This is a genomic window from Streptomyces sp. (genome assembly GCF_050698815.1).
GTDB lineage: Bacteria > Actinomycetota > Actinomycetes > Streptomycetales > Streptomycetaceae > Streptomyces.
Genome location: NZ_JBOHCV010000465.1, coordinates 1 through 2,966 on the forward strand (window position 1 = coordinate 1; position 2,966 = coordinate 2,966).

The following is a 2,966-nucleotide window of genomic DNA, read 5'->3' on the forward strand; positions in this document are numbered from 1 at the left end:
TGCGTCCACCGGTGATCCGGTGGACGCACGCCCACAGCCGTGCTGGGCGGACGCCGTGCGCCCTCGCCCGGCCCAGGCGGCGGCCGGCTACGACCAGCCGGCGACCAGGTAGCCGACGCCGTAGGGGGCCTCGTCGTACAGCAGCCGCCCTTCCAGGCCGGAGCCCGGTCCGGATCCGGGTCCGCTTCCTTCCCCGGCCGCCGCTCCCGCGAGCACCTGCCAGCAGGCGCGGCCGGAAGCGTTCAGCTCGTACGCCAACTCCTCGTCCAGCGCCAGCAGTCCGCTGGCGTCGGCGGCACCCAGCGCACGGGCGGCGTCCGCGTCGAAGGCGGTGGCGCGCTCGTCGAAGTAGCCGGGGGCCTTGACCGTACGGCAGTTGCTGCCGTCGCCCATCACCAGCAGGGCCACCCGGTCGGCGCTGTCGGCCAGTTGACGGCCAGCCGCCACGCACCGGTCACGGGTCGTGGCCTCGCCGACGCCGAGGCCCTCGACGGGAGCGGCGGTCCACTCCGCACGGGTCAGCAGCCACGCTCCGACGGTCAGGGACGGCGGGAGGGGACGCGCGCCGGGGGCATCGCCCTTGCCGAGACCGACCTCGAGGTCCACTCCGTAACCCCGGAAGGAGCCACGTGCCCCCTGCGGGTGGGTACCGCGGGCGGACTGTTCCGCGGGACCGAGCACGAGGAGTCTGTCGGGGCGGGCGGCGGCGACGCCGCCGAGCGCGTCCGCACAGGCGGCGCGGGCGGCGTCCATCTCATGGGCGGCCCCGCCCGCGACCTCGGGAACGAGCAGCGGCGGGCAGGGACACACAGCGGCGGCGACAAGCATGCGGGGCAGCCTAACCTCGCCGACCGCCCTCCGTAACGGACTGAGTCAGGACTTTCGCCGACCGTGGTTTGCGGGTACCGCATCCTCCGGTTCGGCTGCCGGTTCCGGTCTGCCCTGTGGTCTCGCGGGGGCGTAGGTGTCGTGGACGAGTTCCGCCACGGAGAAGCGGAGATGGAAGGTCTCGGTCGCGCCCCGCACGAACACGATGTACCCGTCCGCCGCCTCGTAGACCAGCCGGCGCTTGGGCAGCCGGGGGTGCGCCGGCTCGTACGTCTTCGCGAACTTCAGCAGCCTCGTCAGCGCCTGCTGGCGCGTACCGTCGAACTCGCCGAGGTGGGTGGCCTCCCACCGGCGGTCCTGGTAGCCGCAGGTCTCCTCGACGATCAGTCCCCAACTCGGCACAGTGCCCTCCCCCTTGGCCGACAGCAGGCGTGCGGTACCTCAGCAGACGTTACAGCCGCCGGTGTCGGCGGGCAGCGGTTCAGGGACGCCGATCGCCGGCAGGCCCAGCATGACGCCCTGCGGCGCAGGGGCCTCCGGTGCGGCGTGCCGCCGTTCCCAGGCGTCACCCGCACGGGTACGGCGCACCGACACCGGCGGCGCCTCGGCGAGCAGATGATGCGGGGCGGCGTAGGTGATCCCGACGGTGACCACGTCGCCCGGGCGGACGTCCTCCTCGGGGCGCGCGAAGTGCACCAGCCGGCTGTCGGGAGCGCGTCCGGACAGCCGCCTGGTGGCGTCGTCCTTGCGTCCCTCGCCCTCGGCGACCAGCAGCTCCAGCGTCCGGCCGACCTGCTTCTTGTTCTCCTCCCAGGAGATCTCCTCCTGGAGGGCGACGAGCCGTTCGTACCGCTCCTGCACGACCTGCTTCGGGATCTGCCCGTCCATCTCCGCTGCGGGCGTCCCGGGCCGCTTGCTGTACTGGAAGGTGAACGCCTGCGCGAAGCGCGCCTCGCGCACCACGTGCAGCGTTTCCTGGAAGTCCTCCTCGGTCTCGCCGGGGAAGCCCACGATGATGTCGGTGGAGATGGCGGCTTCCGGCATGGCGGCGCGCACCTTCTCGATGATGTCCAGGAAACGCTCCTGGCGGTACGAGCGGCGCATCGCCTTCAGCACCCGCGAGGAGCCCGACTGCAGCGGCATGTGCAGCTGCGGCATCACGTTCGGGGTCTCGGCCATGGCGGCGATCACGTCGTCCGTGAAGTCGCGCGGGTGCGGCGAGGTGAACCGGACCCGCTCCAGCCCCTCGATCCGGCCGCAGGCGCGCAGCAGCTTGCTGAACGCCTCGGGGTCGCCGATGTCCGAGCCGTAGGCGTTGACGTTCTGCCCGAGCAGGGTGATCTCGGTGACGCCCTCGGCCACCAGCGCCTCGGTCTCGGCGAGGATGTCGCCGGGCCTGCGGTCCTTCTCCTTGCCGCGCAGCTGCGGGACGATGCAGAAGGTGCAGGTGTTGTTGCAACCGACGGAGACCGACACCCAGGCCGCGTAGGCGCTCTCGCGCCGGGTCGGCAGCGTCGAGGGGAACGCCTCCAGCGACTCGGCGACCTCGACCTGCGCCTCCTCCTGGATACGGGCGCGCTCCAGCAGCACCGGCAGCTTGCCGACGTTGTGCGTGCCGAAGACCACGTCGACCCAGGGGGCCTTCCGTGTGATCGTCTCGCGGTCCTTCTGCGCGAGGCAGCCGCCCACCGCGATCTGCATGTCCGGCCGCGCGGCCTTCTTCGGTGCGAGCTGCCCGAGGTTGCCGTACAGCCGGTTGTCGGCGTTCTCCCGCACCGCGCAGGTGTTGAAGACGACGACGTCGGCGCCGTCGGCGTCCCGGGGCGCGCGCACGTAGCCCGCGTCCTCCAGCAGGCCGGCCATCCGCTCGCTGTCGTGCACGTTCATCTGGCATCCGAACGTGCGGATCTCGTAGCTTCGCTCAAGGGCGTCCTGCGCGGTCATGCCACCAGAGTAGGCGGTACCCCAGCGGCTGTGGGCCCCGCCCGGGTGGGCCCACAGCCGGGGCCTCAGCTGATCTCGATGAGCAGGTCGCCGGCCTCGACCTGCTGGACCTCGCCGATCGCGAGCCGGCCGACCGTGCCGGCGCGCTGGGCCGTGATGGACGCCTCCATCTTCATCGCCTCGATGGTGGCCAC

4 protein-coding genes are annotated in these 2,966 nt (G+C 72.2%); all 4 read right to left on the reverse strand.

The window, feature by feature from the left end:
• Positions 1–87: 87 nt before the first annotated feature.
• A complete protein-coding gene (locus ACRDP3_RS16815) occupies positions 88–828 on the reverse strand; it encodes a class III extradiol dioxygenase subunit B-like domain-containing protein (RefSeq protein WP_431517773.1) in 741 nt (246 codons plus the stop codon).
• Positions 829–873: 45 nt separating this feature from the next.
• Positions 874–1,230 (reverse strand): hypothetical protein, encoded by a 357-nt coding sequence (locus ACRDP3_RS16820; protein WP_431517774.1) that lies wholly within the window; start codon positions 1,228–1,230, stop codon positions 874–876.
• Positions 1,231–1,269: 39 nt separating this feature from the next.
• Positions 1,270–2,772, reverse strand: a complete 1,503-nt coding sequence (gene miaB / locus ACRDP3_RS16825) for a tRNA (N6-isopentenyl adenosine(37)-C2)-methylthiotransferase MiaB (RefSeq protein ID WP_431517775.1) — start codon at positions 2,770–2,772, stop codon at positions 1,270–1,272.
• Between the two features lie 65 nt (positions 2,773–2,837).
• A partial coding sequence (locus tag ACRDP3_RS16830) for a biotin/lipoyl-containing protein (protein ID WP_431517150.1) occupies positions 2,838–2,966 on the reverse strand: 129 nt, incomplete at its 5' end.